Source organism: Mesorhizobium sp. M1006 (genome assembly GCF_040318825.1).
Lineage (GTDB): Bacteria > Pseudomonadota > Alphaproteobacteria > Rhizobiales > Rhizobiaceae > Mesorhizobium.
Map to the genome: position 1 here is coordinate 79,539 of NZ_JAMYMZ010000010.1, position 16,259 is coordinate 95,797.

The 16,259-nt window shown below is 64.0% G+C and carries 13 protein-coding genes; 1 reads left to right on the forward strand and 12 read right to left on the reverse strand.

Annotated elements, in window-relative coordinates:
- Positions 1–21: 21 nt before the first annotated feature.
- A complete protein-coding gene (locus NKH60_RS12290; protein WP_352454833.1) occupies positions 22–1,458 on the reverse strand; it encodes an aldehyde dehydrogenase family protein in 1,437 nt (478 codons plus the stop codon).
- 175 nt (positions 1,459–1,633) lie between these two features.
- Here NKH60_RS12290 and NKH60_RS12295 point away from each other — a divergent pair, with 175 nt between their 5' ends.
- Positions 1,634–2,665, forward strand: a complete 1,032-nt coding sequence (locus tag NKH60_RS12295; protein WP_352769062.1) for a hydroxyacid dehydrogenase — start codon at positions 1,634–1,636, stop codon at positions 2,663–2,665.
- Positions 2,666–2,692: 27 nt separating this feature from the next.
- Here the strand turns inward: NKH60_RS12295 and NKH60_RS12300 are convergent, their stop codons facing one another.
- From NKH60_RS12300 to NKH60_RS12350, 11 genes are all read right to left on the reverse strand, one after another.
- Positions 2,693–3,178: a hypothetical protein gene (locus NKH60_RS12300; RefSeq protein WP_352872249.1), complete on the reverse strand. Its 486-nt coding sequence runs from the start codon at positions 3,176–3,178 to the stop codon at positions 2,693–2,695.
- A gap of 104 nt (positions 3,179–3,282) precedes the next feature.
- Positions 3,283–6,114 carry a nitrate reductase gene (locus NKH60_RS12305; protein WP_352872251.1) on the reverse strand — a complete coding sequence of 944 codons (2,832 nt, stop codon included), beginning with the start codon at positions 6,112–6,114 and terminating at the stop codon, positions 3,283–3,285.
- A gap of 3 nt (positions 6,115–6,117) precedes the next feature.
- A complete protein-coding gene (nirD, locus tag NKH60_RS12310; RefSeq protein ID WP_023676297.1) occupies positions 6,118–6,447 on the reverse strand; it encodes a nitrite reductase small subunit NirD in 330 nt (109 codons plus the stop codon).
- 66 nt (positions 6,448–6,513) lie between these two features.
- Positions 6,514–8,964 (reverse strand): nitrite reductase large subunit NirB, encoded by a 2,451-nt coding sequence (gene nirB, locus NKH60_RS12315; RefSeq protein WP_352872253.1) that lies wholly within the window; start codon positions 8,962–8,964, stop codon positions 6,514–6,516.
- Positions 8,965–8,983: 19 nt separating this feature from the next.
- A complete protein-coding gene (locus NKH60_RS12320; RefSeq protein WP_352448438.1) occupies positions 8,984–10,285 on the reverse strand; it encodes an MFS transporter in 1,302 nt (433 codons plus the stop codon).
- 58 nt (positions 10,286–10,343) lie between these two features.
- Complete coding sequence (locus NKH60_RS12325; protein ID WP_352469909.1) at positions 10,344–10,541, reverse strand: twin-arginine translocation signal domain-containing protein; 198 nt, start codon at positions 10,539–10,541, stop codon at positions 10,344–10,346.
- Positions 10,542–10,932: 391 nt separating this feature from the next.
- Complete coding sequence (locus NKH60_RS12330) at positions 10,933–11,730, reverse strand: ABC transporter ATP-binding protein (protein WP_352872256.1); 798 nt, start codon at positions 11,728–11,730, stop codon at positions 10,933–10,935.
- Positions 11,731–11,741: 11 nt separating this feature from the next.
- Positions 11,742–12,638, reverse strand: a complete 897-nt coding sequence (gene ntrB, locus NKH60_RS12335; RefSeq protein WP_352681457.1) for a nitrate ABC transporter permease — start codon at positions 12,636–12,638, stop codon at positions 11,742–11,744.
- A gap of 74 nt (positions 12,639–12,712) precedes the next feature.
- Positions 12,713–14,029 (reverse strand): CmpA/NrtA family ABC transporter substrate-binding protein, encoded by a 1,317-nt coding sequence (locus NKH60_RS12340; protein WP_352681459.1) that lies wholly within the window; start codon positions 14,027–14,029, stop codon positions 12,713–12,715.
- Between the two features lie 359 nt (positions 14,030–14,388).
- Positions 14,389–15,627, reverse strand: coding sequence for a CmpA/NrtA family ABC transporter substrate-binding protein (locus tag NKH60_RS12345; RefSeq protein ID WP_352681461.1), 1,239 nt, complete (start codon positions 15,625–15,627; stop codon positions 14,389–14,391).
- Between the two features lie 2 nt (positions 15,628–15,629).
- Positions 15,630–16,229 (reverse strand): ANTAR domain-containing response regulator, encoded by a 600-nt coding sequence (locus NKH60_RS12350; RefSeq protein ID WP_023676288.1) that lies wholly within the window; start codon positions 16,227–16,229, stop codon positions 15,630–15,632.
- Between the last annotated feature and the right edge of the window lie 30 nt (positions 16,230–16,259).

The window sequence follows — 16,259 nt, forward strand, 5'->3', positions numbered from 1 at the left end:
TGGCTGGTCTGCCGCCTTTTCCTAGCCGGCAAACGTGTAAGCGGTCTTCACCGTGGTGTAGAACTCTGCGGCATAGCGGCCCTGCTCGCGCGGGCCGTAGCTCGATCCCTTGCGCCCGCCGAAAGGCACGTGGAAGTCGACGCCCGCCGTCGGCAGATTGACCATGACCATGCCGGCTTCCGAATTGCGCTTGAAGTGCGTGGCATGCTTGAGGCTCGAGGTGCAGATGCCGGAGGTCAGGCCGAACGGCGTGTCGTTGGCCACCGCCAGCGCCTCGTCATAATCCTTGACGCGGATGACGTTGGCGACCGGTCCGAAAATCTCCTCGCGCGAGATGCGCATGGCGTTGGTGGTTTCGGTGAACAGCGCCGGCTGCAAATAGAAGCCGCGGGTTTCACGATCGAGCCGCTCGCCGCCGAAGGCGAGATCGGCACCTTCCTGACGTCCGATGGCGATATAGTCCTCGTCCTGTTTCAACTGGCTCTGGTCGACAACCGGCCCGATCTGGGTCTTGGCATCGAGGGCGTCGCCGACGACCAACTTGGCCATGCGGTCCTTGAGCGCCTCGACGAAGCGGTCGTGAATGCCGTCCGTCACCACCAGCCGGGACGACGCCGTGCAGCGCTGGCCGGTCGAGAAGTAGGCACCGTTGATGGCGCAGTCGACAGCGACGGCAAGGTCGGCATCGTCGAGCACGACAAGCGGGTTCTTGCCGCCCATTTCGAGCTGAAACTTGCGCATGTGCTCGACGCTGGCGGCGGCGACGCGCTTGCCGGTGCCGACCGATCCGGTGAAGGTGATCGCGTTGAGGTCAGGACTGTCGAGCATGGCCTGGCCGACCACCGAACCTTTGCCCATCACCAGGTTGAGCACACCCTTGGGCAGCCCGGCGCGGTGCAGGATGTCGACAATAGTCCAGGCGCTCTCCGGAACGAGTTCCGCCGGCTTGAAGACGATGGTGTTGCCGTAGGCCAGCGCCGGAGCGATTTTCCAAGCCGGAATGGCAATCGGAAAATTCCACGGCGTGATGATGCCGACGACGCCGACCGCTTCACGGGTGATCTCGACGCCGACGCCGGGCCGCACGCTCGGCACCAGCTCGCCCGACAGGCGCAGCGTCTCGCCGGCGAAGAAGTCGAATATCTGGGCGGCGCGGACAGTCTCGCCGATGCCCTCGACCAGCGTCTTGCCTTCCTCGCGCGCCAACGCCCGGCCGATTTCATCTTTCCGCGCGGTGATCTCGTCCGACGCCTTCCTCAGCACCGCATGGCGGGCCAGCAGGCCCGATCGGGACCACGCCGGAAATGCCGCCTTCGCCGCCGCGATGGCCTGCCGGGCGTGCTCGGCGCCTCCCGATGCATATTCGCCGACCACGTCGTCGAGATTGGACGGGTTGATGTTACGGGAGCCGGCATCGCCTACCCACTCTCCATCGATGAGGTTCTTTCGAAACGGGATCATGTCGCTGTCTTCCTTGTCGTCCTTCGATCGCCGTCTATCTGGACCACCGACCGCCGCACCGCAAGGCCGAAGCCAGGCAAACTTCTCCTCCTCGACAGGCATGTGATAGGTGTCGGGGCGGGAAAGACGATTCCAGTGTGGTGCGACGCGGATCGCACGGGAGGAAAGCATCATGTCCAACAGCGCCTTGCCGCTGGTGATCAGCGCACCCGAACCGCGCACGCTCGACCTGATCTTCACGCCGGCTGCGCTGGCGAAATTTCGATCGAAATACCGCATCGTCGAAATATCGCCCGAAGCGGTGGCGGCGCTGCCGGCCGATATCCTTGCCGAGGCGCGCTATATCGTCGGCCAGCCACCTATCACGCCGGAGACGCTGGAAAGAATGAAGGCGCTGCGCTGCATCTTCAATGTCGAGAGCAACCTCATCAACAACATGCCCTACGAGACGCTGTTTTCGCGCGGCATCCATGTCGTCACCACCGGGCTGGTGTTTGCCGAACCGGTGGCCGAGCTCGGCCTTGCCATGGCGCTCAACCTCGCCCGCGGCATCGTCGACGCCGATCTCGCCTTTCGTCAGGGCAAGGAGCTGTGGGGCGGCGACGGCAACCGGACGGCACGGCTTCTTTCCGGCGCGGATGTCGGCATTATCGGCTTCGGCGATCTTGGCCGTGCGCTCAACCGGCTGCTGTCAGGCTTTCGCACGCGGACAAAAGTCTTCGACCCGTGGCTGCCGCCGTCGATCCTGATCGAAAACGGCGTCGAGCCCGCCTCTCTCGACGACGTTCTGTCGAACAGCGATTTCGTCTTCGTCGTCGCTTCCGTGACCAGCGAAAACCAGGGCTTCCTCGGCGCCGAGGCGTTTGCCAGGATGCGCAAGGGAGCCGCTTTCATCCTGCTCAGCCGAGCCGGCGTGGTCGATTTCCCGGCGCTGATGGACATCGTCCGCAGCGGCCATATCGTCGCCGCCAGCGATGTTTTTCCTGAGGAGCCGCTTGGCCAGGATCACCCGGTCCGCACATTGCCGGGGTTCCTGCGCTCCGCCCACCGGGCCGGTGCGCTCGACATCGCTTTCAAGCGGATGGGCGACATGGTGCTGGAAGACATGGACCTGGTCGACCGCGGCCTGCCGCCGATGCGTTCGAAGCGGGCCGAGCGTGAGACCGTTTCGCGAATGCGTTCGAAGCCGGTCGACAAGAATTAGGCCGTCTGCCCGACGGGTCGCACATGCTCAGATGGTGAAGGACCAAAACAGGCAGGCCAGTGTCGCTGCGGCGAAGACGACGAAGAACAGGCTTCGCAACAGGATGTTCCGGCGCAGCTCGTTGATGAAGAGATGGCATCCGACGACGGCTGCGACAAACAGGAACCGCCAGTTCAGCAGTGCCGGGAGCACATCGCGCTGACCGAAAGCAAATCTCGCGGCGAGACATCCAACGATGACCGCAAACAACAAGATGACCGTCCAGAAGATCGCATCGGCGGCATGTGTCAGGACGATGCCAGCGAGCCTGATCGGTAGAACCATCATCAGCAGTGCGCTGAAAAAATAGATCGCCGCGAGCGGAATGAACGTCCCCGCATCGGCGATGTCGCTCAAGCGCTTGGCACCGATCGCGCCATAGGGATAGCCATGCCTGGCCACCATCAGGCAGAGCGCCATCAGCAAGGCCGCCAGCGCGGCGGCAAGCGCGAATGAGGTCAGGGCTTTGCCCATGAGGCTCCCGTTCCGAGCGAATCGAAGTCAGAACGTTGGTAGCCCATGGTTTGTAAATTGCTAGTAAGCATCATGCGGCGGCACGGCAGAGTTTCTCGGCGCATTCACTCCGCAGCTTGCAGACGCCGCCCGTCGATAATGGTCTTGATCTCGGCGCGGCAAGAGCCGCAATTGGTGCCGGCGTGAAGGACGGCGCCGATTGCCGCGACGCTGGTACAGCCGCCGCGTACCGCTTCCGCGATTTGGTTGGCACCAACCCCGAAACAGGCGCAGACGATGGCACCGCGGTCGACGCTGTTGCCGCCCGGCCGCCCGGCGACAATCGCCAGCCGCGCCTGCCGATTGGCATGGTCAGCGCCAAGTTGTTCGACCGCCCAGCCGCGCGACACCGCCACCGGGGTAGGCGCAAGATAGAGCGCGCCGACCAGCCTATTGCCTGCGAAACGGGCGAAGCGATGGTGCCCGCCAGCGATGTCGTGATAGGCGAGCGTCTCGCCTTCCATGCCTAATAGCGCGGCGGCAAACCCGGTCCAGTCGCGGCTGTCCTGCAGCGCAATTTCAAGCCGCCAGCCGGCGGGGCCGCGGGCGAGGCTCCAGTAATCGGCGTCGATCGATGCGGGCCGTTCGGCAAGCACGGCGAAGCCGAAGGCTGTGGCGGCGAACCGCTCGATGCGGACGGCAACATTCTTCGAGGCCGGTTGGCCTGAAATCGCATCGGTCGTCGGCGCGACCAGTGCATCGACGCGCGCGCGGCCGGAGAACTGATCGGTCCAGTGCATCGGAACGAATACAGAGCCTTGGCGTTGGCGCACCGTCACCAGGGCGCGGACCAGCACCTCGCCATGGGCAGTCGAGACGCGGACGATCTCGGCATCGCCGATGCCGAAGTGCTGCGCATCCGACGGGTGGATTTCGACGAACGGTTCGGCCATGTGCTGCGACAAGCGCGGGCTCTTGCCGGTCCGCGTCATGGTGTGCCAATGGTCGCGCACGCGCCCGGTGTTGAGCACCAGCGGGAAGTCCGGGCTGGTGCGGGTTTGTGCGGCTGGGCGGATGGCAATGAAGCGTGCCTTGCCGTCGGGTGTGTAGAAATTGCCGTTGGCGAAGAAGCGGGTGCTTTTGTCCTCCGGCTGGCGCCGCGCGCGCCCCTCTGGCCTGCCGGCCACCTCCCCCTCAAGGGGGGAGATTGGCAGTTTTGCCGGCACCGCATTTTCAGCAATGGCAACGATTGGCGAAACCGGTGGTGACATCCAATCTCCCCCCTTGAGAGGGAGATGGCCGCCAGGCCAGAGGGGGGTGCCCTGGCTCGGCGCTGGCCATTGGAATGGCGCCAACTCCTCATACGTCCCTGCATCGATCCCGGCGTAGGCGCCGATGTCGAAATCGCGTGCCCCGTCATTCTCGAATGTCGACAACGCGGCATGCTCGGCGAAGATGTCGGCCGGCGACACATGCGAAAAAGCCTCGCCGAAGCCCATCCGCTTGGCGACTTCAGCGATGATCCACCAATCTGGCCTTGCCTCACCGGGCGTGGCCAAAAAGGCTCGCTGGCGCGAGATGCGGCGCTCCGAATTGGTGACGGTGCCATCCTTTTCGCCCCATGCGGTGGCCGGCAGCCGGACATGGGCGTGGCGGACCGTGTCGGTCTTGGCCAGCACGTCCGACACCACAACAAACGGGCAGGCCTTGATCGCCGCCTCGACGGCATCGGCGTCCGGCATCGAATCGACGGGGTTGGTGGCCATGATCCACAGCGCCTTGATGCGTCCGTCGGCCACCGCTTGGAACATCTCGACCGCTTTCAGGCCGGGTTTTTCGGCGGCGGTTGGGGCATTCCAGAAGCGCTGCACGCGTTCGCGGTGCTCGGGGTTTTCGATCTCCATGTGGGCGGCCAGCATGTTGGCCATGCCGCCGACCTCACGGCCGCCCATGGCGTTGGGCTGGCCGGTCACCGAGAACGGCCCGGCGCCGGGCTGGCCTATGCGGCCGGTGGCCAGATGGCAGTTGATGATGGCGTTGACCTTGTCGGTGCCCGCAGACGACTGGTTCACGCCTTGGCTGTAGACGGTCACCGTCTTCGCCGTCGCGGCAAACAGGCTGTAGAAGCGGGCCAGTTCGTCCTCACTGAGACCCGTGGCAGCCGCGATGCCGGCAAGATCGAGCGCCGAGGCGGCGAAAAGCGCTTGCCCGAAGCCGGTCGTGTGCGCCGTGATATAGGTGCGGTCCAGCGCGTTGTGCTGGCCGAGATAGGCGAGCAGGCCGGTGAACAAAGCGACGTCGCCATCAGGCGCGATCGCCAGATGCATGTCGGCGATGTCTGAGGTCATGGTGCGGCGAGGGTCGATCAGCACCACCTTCATCTCGGGCCGCTTTTCCCGGGCGGCGGCTATGCGCTGGTAGAGTACCGGATGGCACCAGGCGAGATTGGAGCCGACCAGCACGATCAGGTCGGCAAGTTCCAGATCCTCGTAATTTCCGGGAACGGTGTCCGAGCCAAAGGCGCGGCGGTGGCCGGCGACCGACGAGGCCATGCACAGGCGCGAATTGGTGTCGATATTGGCCGAGCCGATAAAGCCTTTCATCAGCTTGTTGGCGACGTAATAGTCCTCGGTCAGCAACTGGCCGGAAACATAAAAGGCGACCGAACCAGGGCCGTGTTCGGCAATGGTTTGCGAGAAGGTCGAAGCGACAAGGTCGAGCGCTTCGTCCCAGTCGGTGCGGCGACCGTGGATCTCCGGGTATAGCAACCTGCCGTCGAGATCGATGGTCTCAGCCAGCGCCGAGCCTTTGGAGCAGAGCCGGCCGAAATTCGCCGGGTGGTCCGGGTCGCCGCGAACGGTTATTTCACCGTCCGCGGCGACCTTCGCCAGCACGCCGCAACCCACCCCGCAATAGGGGCAGGTGGTCCTCACCTCGCGCGCTTCATCAATCTGCATGGTTCACGCCGCGCGGCTGGCCAGCGCTTCCAGCGCAATGAACAGCCGCTCGCCGTCGATCCGCACCGCAATGGTGCGCACCGCGCCCTCGTCCGCGCCGAGCGCCTTGCCTGTCTCCAGCGAGATCACCCAATTGTGCAAGGGACAGGTCACCGCCGTGCCATGGACGATGCCCTGGCTGAGCGGCCCACCTTTGTGCGGGCAATGGTCGTCGATGGCAAAGACCTGATCGTCGGCCGTGCGAAAGACGGCGATCTTTCCTTCCGGCGTGGCGACGCAGCGCGCGCCGCGACGCGGAATGTCCGAGAGCGTGCCGATCGATACCCAATTCATGTGGCCATTCCTCTTTTGCGCGTGTTCTTGTCCGAAAACCGCATTCCACTTTTCGGGAACACGCGCCTACTCCGCCGCCTGGGCAAAGCCGATCGAAGCCATCGGCCGGAATTCATGCTTGTCCTTGCCGGAAGCACGTTCCGACCATGGGTCGACCTGGGCGAATTTCTGCGAAAAGACGAAGCGGTCGAAATAGGCTTTGCGCTTCTCGCCATCGTCCATGATCTGACGCTTGATCTCAGCTATGCCGACGCGCTTGGCCCATTTGTAGATACGCTCAAGATAGCGACCCTGCTCGCGATACATCTGCGTCAACGCCACGATATGCTCCAGCGCCTCGTCCTCGGTCTTGACCAGGCCGAGCACTTCGGTGCCCTTGATGTCGAGACCGGCGGCGCCGGCGAAATGGATCTCGTAGCCGCTATCGACGCAGATCACGCCGACATCCTTGCAGGTCGCCTCGGCACAGTTTCGCGGACAGCCCGACACCGCCATCTTGACCTTGGCCGGGGTCCACGAGCCCCACATGAATTTTTCGATACGGATGCCCAAGCCGGTCGAATCCTGCGTGCCGAAGCGGCACCAGTCCGAGCCGACACAGGTCTTCACCGTGCGCAGTCCTTTGGCATAGGCGTGGCCGGAGACGAAGCCGGCCTGGCCGAGATCGGCCCATACCGCCGGCAGGTCTTCCTTGCGGATGCCGAGCATGTCAATGCGCTGGCCGCCGGTGACCTTGACCATCGGGATCTCGAACTTGTCGACGACGTCGGCGATGGCGCGCAATTCGGCCGCGTTGGTGACGCCGCCCCACATGCGCGGCACTACCGAATAGGTGCCGTCCTTTTGGATGTTGGCGTGGACGCGCTCGTTGATGAAGCGCGACTGGTAATCGTCGGCGTATTCGTCGGGCCAGTCGCAGACGAGATAATAGTTGAGCGCCGGCCGGCATTTGGCGCAGCCGCAGGAGGTCTTCCACTCCAGTTCCTGCATAACGGCGGGAATGGTCTTCAGGCCCTTGGCCTTGATCAGCCGGCGGACCTCGTCATGGCCAAGCGCGGTGCAGCTGCACATCGGCTGGACCGCCGCGGGGTTGTATTTGTCGCCGATGGTCAGCACCATCAGCTTTTCGACCAGCCCGGTGCAGGAGCCGCAGGAGGCCGACGCCTTGGTGTGGGCGCGCACATCGTCGAGCGAGGTCAAGCCCCTGGCCGTGATCGCGCCGGTGATCTTTCCCTTGCATACGCCGTTGCAACCGCAGATTTCCGCATCATCCGGCAAGGCTGCAACGGCCGCCATAGGGTCCAGGGGGGCGCCTCCCTGGTAGGACTGGCCGAAGATGAGCGTATCGCGCATCTCGGATATGTCGGTCTGCTTCTTCTTGAGGTCGTTGAACCAGGCGCCGTCCGCCGTCTCGCCATAGAGCACGGTGCCGATGATGCGGTCGTCCTTGAGTACCAGGCGCTTGTAGACGCCGGCCGCGGCATCGCGCAGCACGATCTCCTGGCGGTCATCGCCCTCGGCGAAGTCGCCGAGAGAGAACAGCTCGATGCCGGTGACCTTGAGCTTAGTCGGCGTGTCCATGTGGACGAAAGCCGCCGCCTCATTGCCGGCCAGATGGCTGGCGGCGACGCGCGCCATCTCGTAGAGCGGCGCGACCAGCCCGTAGACCTGGCCGTTGACCTCGGCGCATTCGCCGATTGCGTAGATATCGGGATCGTTGCTGCGCATGCCGGCGTCGACGACGATGCCGCGATTGACCGCAATGCCGGCTTCCTTCGCCAGCGCCGCATTCGGCCTGATGCCCACCGCCATGACGACGAGCGTTGCGGGAATGACTGTGCCGTCGGCAAGCTCCACCCGCTCGACCTTGCCGTTGCCGGTGATCGCCTGGGTGTTGGCCTTGGTGATGACCTTGATGCCGCGCTGCTCGACGGCGCGCTGCAGGAGATATCCGGCGGCCGGATCGAGCTGACGCTCCATCAGCGTCGGCATGACGTGCAGCACGGTGACGTCCATGCCCTGCGCGTTCAGACCCGCAGCCGCTTCCAGGCCGAGCAGGCCGCCGCCGATGACGACAGCCTTGGCCCGCGACTGGGCGGCAAGCATCATCGCCCGGACGTCGTCGAGATCGCGATAGGTGAGCACGCCCGGCAGGTCATGGCCTGGCACCGGAATGATAAACGGCACCGAGCCGGTGGCGATGACGAGCTTGTCGTAGGGCTCGGTCACGCCATGATCGGAGGTGACGGTCTTTGCCTGCCGGTCGATGGCGACGATCTTGTGGCCCTTGTAGAGGGTGATGCCGTGCTTGATGTACCAACCGTCGCCATGGATGATGATCTCCTCATAGGCCTTTTCTCCCGACAGAACCGGCGACAGCATGATGCGGTCGTAGTTCACGCGCGGCTCGGCGTTGAAGATGGTGACCTGGTAGCGCCCAGGCGCCTTTTCCAGGAGATGCTCCAGCATGCGCCCGGGGGCCATGCCGTTGCCGATGATGACGAGTTTCTCGGTCATGTCCTGATCCACTCCGCTCTCACTCAGCCGCGTAGGAAAGGCCTGAAGCTTCGTCAGACGCCGTGCGCTCCATCCGCCGGATGGAAAAATGCATCCAGGCAAAACAGGTGGCGACAATGACGAAGAGCAGCATGAAGCAGCTCGACCAGACGCCGGTGAGGTCGTTGAGCACGCCGAAGGCGATTGGCAGGATAAAGCCGCCGAGCCCGCCAATCATGCCGACAACGCCGCCGACCGCGCCGACACTCTGCGGATAGTAAGCCGGGATGTGCTTGTAGACGGCGGCCTTGCCAAGGCTCATGAAGAAGCCGAGCACACAGGCAACGGCTATGAAGGCAAGCGGGCCGATCTCGAAATGGAAGGCGATCGGCCCGCTGATACCGCGCACGACGTAGTCTGCCGAGGGGAGAGACAGAACGAGAGTCGCGACGGCACTGACAGCGAAGGTGCAGTAGAGCACGGTGCGGGCGCCGATCCGGTCGGAAAGCACGCCGCCATAGGCGCGGAAAATACTTGCCGGAATTGAATAGGCCGCGCCAATCATGCCGGCGGTCGCAAGCCCGAAGCCGTAGACGCCGATCAGGTAGCGGGGCAGCCACAGCGAGAGCGCCACGAATGCACCGAAGGCGAAGAAATAATAGAAGGCGAAGCGCCAGACCTGCAGGTTCTTGAGCGGCGCGAATTCCTGCAAGAAGCTTCTCTTGGGCGCTGCCTTGCCGGCGCGGCGCTCGCGGATGACCGGATCGTCGCCAGTCGTGAACCAGAAGACGGCGGCCATGACGACTAGTGCTGCCGCCCAGATCAGCGCGACCGACTGCCAGCCCCAGGAAAGAAGCACGAACGGTGCCAGGAACTTGGTGACCGCGGCGCCGACATTGCCGACACCGAAAATGCCAAGCGCCGTACCCTGCTTGCCGGCCGGGAAGAAGCGCGAGACATAGGCGACACCGACGGCGAAGGAACCGCCGGCGAGCCCAACGCCTAATGCGGCGACCAGCATCTGCCCGTAGGTGTGCGCAAAAGCGAGCAGAAAGGTCGCGACCGCCGCCGCAAGCATGGTCGCGGTGTATACCAGCCGTCCGCCAAAACGGTCGGTCCAGACACCGAGCACCATACGCACGAGCGAGCCGGTGAGGATCGGCGTGCCGACGAGCAGGCCGAACTCCGTCTCGTTCAGCCCCAACTCCTGCTTTATGCGCACGCCGATGATTGAAAAGATCGTCCACACCGCGAAGCAGACGGTGAAGGCGATGGTGGACATGGCAAGCGCCTGCCGGGGAGCGCTGTCCTGGCTGGGCGCGGCTGGGAGATTTGCGGTCATTTTCTGGCTCCGGTTTGCGGCGTGGGAGGCACCGCCCTTGTCTGTTCGTTCGCGACTGTCAGCGGCGCAGCATCGGCGAACTGGTTGAAACCGACCTTTGCGCGGTCACTTCAAGACCCTTGCCGTCAGTCTTGGCGCCGGCGGGAAAGAGGAGGAGCGCGGCGGTGAACAGCGCCGCCGTCAGCGCGCTGGCGGCCAGAAAATCGCGGCGCGTGAAGTCCGCGAGGGACGCGCCAGTTCCGATCCGTTTCGTCATCGTCGTCTCCGGTTGGCGCCGCTTGGGACCAGCGTGTCGATTGCGTCAAAACAAAAAAGCCGCCGGCCAGGTCTTCGCGTCCGGGATTTCGGGAGCGCGTGTGGACCTGAGCGGCAGCTTTGCCTGTGGCGCCCGCCATTGGACGCCGTGTCACTTGGCCCTTGCGGACCCTACATTTTGGAAAGCAGGAAGCGTGCCAATTCGACAGCGCTCTTAATTATAGAATGAAATCAATATGAACCGCAGCCGCGCGACTTTTGACCAAGCTCGGCAGCGGATCAAAGATTAGTCAAAATGCCTTGCACAGCAGCATAATATTTGTGCAATGCGGTAGATTGCCCATTGCCGATGCAGATTTGCCAATGATGATGACGAGTTTCCAATTATGGCCTTACTCCGCCGGTTCGACGAAGCGGTGGCGTTCGTAGAGGAATTTCAGCACCGCCTCGCGGCAGCGCAGGAAGGTGCGGTCGGAGGAAAGCTCAATGCGCCGACGCGGCCGGGCCAGCGGCACGGGAAGAACCTCGCCGATGGTGGCCGCCGGCCCGTTGGTCATCATCACGATGCGGTCGGACAGCAGCACCGCCTCGTCGACATCGTGAGTTATCATGATCGTCGTCGAGCCGAGCCTCGAATGGATATCCATCACCGCGTCCTGAAGATGCGCGCGGGTCAGCGCGTCGAGCGCGCCGAAGGGCTCGTCGAGCAGCAGGATCTTCGGCTCCATGGCCAGCGCCCGGGCGATGCCGACGCGCTGCTTCATGCCGCCCGAAATCTCGGCCGGACGTTTGTCCTTGGCATGCGCCATCTGCACGAGATCGAGATTGCGCATGATCCATTCATGCCGTTCGGCCCGGCTCTTTTTGCCGCCGAAGACCTTGGATACCGCAAGGTTGATGTTTTCGTAGACGGTGAGCCATGGCAGCAGGCTGTGGTTCTGGAACACCACGGCGCGTTCCGGGCCGGGGCTGTCGACCTCCTTGTCTTCGAGCAGGACGGCGCCGGCCGAGACCTTGGTCAGGCCGGCGATCAGGTTGAGCAAGGTCGACTTGCCGCAGCCGGAATGGCCGATGATCGAGACGAATTCGCCCTTGTCGATAGTCAGCCGGATGTCCTTCAGCACGTCGCTGACCTGGCTGCCGCGGGCGAAGGATTTGTTGATGTGGTCGAGTTTCAGATAGGCCGTCATCGTCCCTCTCCTCACTTTGCCGTTGTGCCGCGGGTGACGAAGACGCCGACCGCCGCGACCAGGCGGTCGAGGCAAAAGCCGGTGATGCCGATATAGGCGAGCGCGACAATGATGTCGGGCAGGCGCGACGAGTTCCACGCGTCCCAGATGAAGAAGCCGATGCCGACGCCGCCGGTCAGCATTTCGGCGGCGACGATGGCGAGCCAGGACAGGCCGATGCCGATCCGCAAGCCGGTGAAGATGTAGGGCGCGGCCGCCGGCACCATGATCTTCACAAAGAACTCGAACTGGTTGAGCCGGAGGATACGGGCGACGTTGCGGTAGTCCTCGGGGATGTTGCGGACACCGACCGCGGTGTTGATGATGATGGGCCAGATCGAGGTGATGAAGATGACGAAGATCGCCGACGGGCTGGAATCGCGGAACGCCGCCAGCGACAGCGGCAGCCACGCGAGCGGCGGCACCGTGCGCAGGATCTGGAAGACCGGATCGAGACCGCGCATCGCCCAGATCGACTGGCCGACCAGCGCGCCGAGCGCGACGCCGACGATTGCTGCCAGGCCGAAGCCCATGGCGACGCGCTGCAGCGACATCAGCACCCGCCAGGCGAGTCCGATGTCCTGCGGGCCATTGTCGAAGAACGGGTGGGCGATCAGGTCATAGGCCTCGTTCCACACTTGGCTCGGCGGTGGCAGGCTGGCCGTGGGCGACGAACAGGCGACCTGCCAGACGACGAGCATAATGGTGATGACGATGACCGGCGGCACCAGCGTGCTGGCCAGCTTGGCGGCGACCGCGGCCGGGTCGAAGCGGCGCCGCGCCCTGGCGGTCAAGGCGATGACCTCGGCGGGCTTGGCCGGTGCGGGGAACGGCTTCACCTTGCGGTCCTCGATGGCTTGGATAGACATTCTCGAAAAACTCCTTGGCGGCAGGTGCAAGGCAGGCGGCGCTGCCACCGCCTGCCGCGCATCCCCTGTCAGGCTCAGGCCGACACCTTGATTTTCAGGCTGTCGAGATAGGCCGACGGGTTCTCCGGATCGAATATCTTGCCGTCGAAGAAGGTTTCAGTGCCTCGCGACGTAGACGCCGGAATATCGGCCGCGGCGACACCAAGATCCTTGGCCGCCTCGCGCCACAGATCCTCACGGTTTACTTGGCCGACCAGTGCTTTGATGTCGGTGGTCGGCGCGAACTTGCCCCAGCGGATATTTTCGGCGAGGAACCAGCTGTCGTGGCTCTTGAAGGGATAGGACACGCCGCCCTTCCAGAACTTCATATAGAGGTCGGTGCCGTTGGCGACGCGGCCATTGCCGTAGTTGATGTCGCCCTTGAGGCGGCCGATGATGTCGGCAGTCGGCACGTTCATCCACTGCCGCTTGCCGATGATGGCGGCCATCTCGTCCTTGTTTTCTTTTGCCTCGCACCATTGCTGGGCTTCCATGACGGCCATCAGGATCGCCTTGGTGGCGTTCGGGTACTTGTCGATAAAGGCGGCGCGCAGGCCGAGCGCCTTTTCCGGATGGCCCTTCCACAGTTCGCCGGTGGTGGCGGCGGTGAAGCCGACGCTCTGGTGGACGAGTTGCTCGTTCCACGGCTCGCCGACACAGAACACGTCCATGTTGCCGACCTTCATGTTGGCGACCATCTGCGGCGGCGGCACGACGATGGTCGAGACGTCCTTGTCGGGATCGATGCCGCCGGCAGCCAGCCAGTAGCGCAGCCAAAGATCGTGCGTGCCGCCCGGGAAGGTCATGGCGGCCTTCACCTCCTTGCCTGCGGCCTTTTTCGCAGCGAAGGCGTCCTTCAGCTTGGAGGCGTCGAGGCCGACGCCGGTGCCGGCATATTCCTGGGCGACGGAAATGCCCTGGCAGTCGTAGTTGAGCCGCGCCACGATCGCCATCGGCAGTGGCTGCTTGTTTTGCGTCACCTTGCCGGTGTGCATCAGATAAGGCATCGGCGTCAGGATATGGGCGCCGTCAATGCCGTTGGCTTCGCCGCCGAGCACCAGATTATCGCGCGTCGCCCCCCAGGAGGCCTGCTTGAGCACCTCGACATCGGGCATGCCGAATTTCTCGAACAGGCCTTTCTCCTTGGCGATCATCAACGGTGCTGCATCAGTCAATGCGATGAAGCCGAGCTTGGCGCCGGTGACTTCCGGCGCGGCGGGCGCCGCATAGGCGCCGGAGGGCAGCAGCGCACGCGCCGCGGCCAGCGTTGCCGCGGTGGCCGCGCTGATCCTCAGGAAATCCCGGCGGCTGATCGCCGTTTGGGCGGAATGGCTATTGGTGCTTTTCGTCATCGTCATCTCCGGTTGGGCGCGGCTTGGGATCGGCGCCGTCGATTGCGTGTTCGACCAAAACAAAGAAAGCCGCCGGCCAGGCCGCGCGCGTCCGTCCATCCGGGATCGCGTGTTGACCTGAGCGGCAGCTTTGCCTGTAGCGCCCGCCATTGGACGCCTATTCCGTGACCCGAGAAGAGTCTGCCTATTACAAAGCAGGAACCGTGCCAGTTTCGGAATGGGTGACAAACATCAATGAGATCAACGGCATGCCACAATCTTCGGCGCGCCGGGCCGCTGGGCGAGCAAGCCAAGGATTGTTCATTAGCGCAGTTGCACGCACATTTTTTGTGCAGCGCACAAGAATGCCGGAGAAATGATCAGGCCTCAGCGCGCGCCAATTTCTGGCCGGCAATGTAGGCGTCGATCTCGTCGGGATCGAATATCTGGCCATCGAAGAAGCCATCGGGACCGAGCACCAGGCTTGCCCCCGCCGAACCGACCGGAGTCGCGGCCTTCAGCGCGCCCTCGACCTTGGCATTGGCACCGGGAAGCGCCACGCCAAGCGGCTTCAACGCCGAGCGGTAGAGATCGGGGCGGTAGCAGTCGCGGGCAATAGCGAGGTTTTCCGGCGTGTGCGGGACATGCCCCCAGCGCACCATCTGCGTGTAGAACCACAGCGCATGGCTCTTCCACGGGAAGTTCGCCGCCTTGTTGAAGGGCAGAAAGAAGTCACCGACGGTGAGTTCGGCGCCGCCGCCGAGCGCCAGATGCCCGCTGAGAATCGGCATCTGCAGCGCCGGCGCAAGCCCGAGGAAGGCCGGCTGCGCCATCAGGGCCGCGAGTTCGTCACGGTTTGCCGGATCCTGGCACCAGCGCGCCGCGTGATGAAGCGCACGCAGCAGGGCTGAAAGCGCGTCCGGCTCTCTTTCCGCCCATGCCTTGCGCACGCCAACGACTTTCTCCGGGCTGGTCTTCCAGATGGCCGCCTTGACCGTGGCGATGCGGCCGGTGCCGGCGACGACCGCGGCACTGTTCCAAGGTTCGCCGACGCAGTAGCCGTCGATCCTGCCGGCGGCGAGCGCGTCGGCCATGAAGGGGGGCGGCACGATGACGATCTCGATTTCACGCGACGGGTCGATGCCGCAGGCGGCGAGCCAGTAGCGCAATTCGTAATTGTGCCCGGAATGCGGATGGACGACGGCGAAGCGCAGCGGATCGCCGCCGCCATTCGCCCGTTCGCGAATCAGCGCTCGCAATGCCTTGCCGGCCCGCGCCGGATCGAGATCGGGTTGGGCGCCGTGCGCGGCCATGCCGGCCCAGACCGCGTTTGAAACCGTCACGCAATTGCCGCCGAGGCCGAGCGAGAACGGCACGACCGTGTCGGAGGCGAGCGGCGTCAGCCCCAGATTGCAGGCGATCGGCATCGGCCCCAGCATGTGCGCCAGATCGAAGTGGCCGATGGCGATGCGGTCGCGGATGTTGGCCCAGGACGTTTCCCGGTTGAGGGTGAGGTCGATGCCTTCGCGCAAAGCAAAGCCGATTTCCTTCGCCGCGACAAGGATGGCGCTGTCGAAGAGCGGCATGAAGCCAGCATTGATCCGGTGCTCGGCCGCCATTCTCAACTCTCCTCGGGATCCAGAAGCCCTGCCGCCGTCACCAGGCTCTGCGCGATTTCGGCGATCTTGCGGTTCTGGTTCATGGCTGTCTTGCGCAGCAGCGTGTAGGCCGCGTCCTCCGACAGGCCGCGCGATTTCATCAGGATGCCCTTGGCGCGATCGATCACCTTGCGGCTCTCCAACTCGCTGCGGGCTTCTTCCAGTTCGCGCGCCATGCGCGAGAAGGCGTTGAAGCGGCTGATCGCCATGTCGAGGATCGGCTTGACCCGCTCCTGGCGCAGGCCGTCGACGACATAGGCCGATACCCCCGCTTCCACCGCAGCTTCGATCGAAGCCTGATCCGAGCGGTCGACGAACATGGCGATCGGCCGCTTCACCACGCGCGAAAGCTGGAACATGTTTTCGAGCATGTCGCGGTTGGGATTTTCGAGATCGATGACGATCACGTCGGGTTCGATCTCGGCGATCCGCCGCGCGATGCCGGCGACGTCGTGGATGACCGTGACCTGCTGATGCCCGGCCTCCCGCAATCCCGCTTCGATTATCGAAGCGCGGATGTGGTTTTCATCGATCACCAGAACAGTGAGGGATTTGCGGATCATGCCGCATTTTGCGCAGGCGAGACGATTGTG

What these genes read in the sequence shown, in the direction of transcription:
- NKH60_RS12295 (WP_352769062.1), top strand. Translation starts at nt 1,634, where the DNA reads ATGTCCAACAGCGCCTTGCCGCTGGTGATCAGCGCACCCGAACCGCGC.
- NKH60_RS12300 (WP_352872249.1), bottom strand. Translation starts at nt 3,178, where the DNA reads ATGGGCAAAGCCCTGACCTCATTCGCGCTTGCCGCCGCGCTGGCGGCC.
- NKH60_RS12305 (WP_352872251.1), bottom strand. Translation starts at nt 6,114, where the DNA reads ATGCAGATTGATGAAGCGCGCGAGGTGAGGACCACCTGCCCCTATTGC.
- nirD (WP_023676297.1), bottom strand. Translation starts at nt 6,447, where the DNA reads ATGAATTGGGTATCGATCGGCACGCTCTCGGACATTCCGCGTCGCGGC.
- nirB (WP_352872253.1), bottom strand. Translation starts at nt 8,964, where the DNA reads ATGACCGAGAAACTCGTCATCATCGGCAACGGCATGGCCCCCGGGCGC.
- NKH60_RS12320 (WP_352448438.1), bottom strand. Translation starts at nt 10,285, where the DNA reads ATGACCGCAAATCTCCCAGCCGCGCCCAGCCAGGACAGCGCTCCCCGG.
- NKH60_RS12325 (WP_352469909.1), bottom strand. Translation starts at nt 10,541, where the DNA reads ATGACGAAACGGATCGGAACTGGCGCGTCCCTCGCGGACTTCACGCGC.
- NKH60_RS12330 (WP_352872256.1), bottom strand. Translation starts at nt 11,730, where the DNA reads ATGACGGCCTATCTGAAACTCGACCACATCAACAAATCCTTCGCCCGC.
- ntrB (WP_352681457.1), bottom strand. Translation starts at nt 12,638, where the DNA reads ATGTCTATCCAAGCCATCGAGGACCGCAAGGTGAAGCCGTTCCCCGCA.
- NKH60_RS12340 (WP_352681459.1), bottom strand. Translation starts at nt 14,029, where the DNA reads ATGACGAAAAGCACCAATAGCCATTCCGCCCAAACGGCGATCAGCCGC.
- NKH60_RS12345 (WP_352681461.1), bottom strand. Translation starts at nt 15,627, where the DNA reads ATGGCGGCCGAGCACCGGATCAATGCTGGCTTCATGCCGCTCTTCGAC.
- NKH60_RS12350 (WP_023676288.1), bottom strand. Translation starts at nt 16,229, where the DNA reads ATGATCCGCAAATCCCTCACTGTTCTGGTGATCGATGAAAACCACATC.